Source organism: Rhizobium sp. ARZ01, assembly GCF_014851675.1.
In the GTDB taxonomy this organism is placed as follows: Bacteria; Pseudomonadota; Alphaproteobacteria; order Rhizobiales; family Rhizobiaceae; genus Mycoplana.
Genome location: NZ_JACVAE010000010.1, coordinates 1 through 476 on the forward strand (window position 1 = coordinate 1; position 476 = coordinate 476).

At 64.9% G+C, this 476-nt stretch carries 1 pseudogene; it reads right to left on the reverse strand.

Annotated features, from left to right (window positions below):
• Positions 1-476 (reverse strand): annotated as a pseudogene (locus tag IB238_RS24285) (serine--tRNA ligase); the annotation flags it as partial.

Below are 476 nucleotides of genomic sequence, written 5' to 3' on the forward strand. Positions count from 1 at the left end.
TCACCAGATAGGGCACGTAGCATTCGGTGTAGCCGTGCTGCAGGGTGTGCAGGTCCAGCATGAACTGCGCCAGGGCGCGGTGCAGGCGGGCGATCTGCCCCTTCATCACCACGAAGCGGGCACCGGCGAGCTTGACGCCGTTCTTGAAATCCACGCCCTTGGCCGCTTCACCGAGATCGATGTGATCGCGTACCGGGAAGTCGAACGCGCGCGGGGTGCCCCAGCGGCGCACTTCCACGTTATCGTTCTCGTCACGGCCCACCGGGGTGGTCTCGCTTGGCAGGTTGGGGATGGCGTCGGAGATGGCCTTGATCTCGGTCAGCAGGGACTCGAGTTCGACCTTGCTGGTCTCCAGCTCGTCGTTGATCTTGGTCACCTCGGCCTTGAGCGGGGCCACATCTTCACCACGACGGGCCGCCTCACCGATGGACTTGGAGCGAGCGTTGCGCTCGGCCTGCAGCTCCTGGGTACGGGAC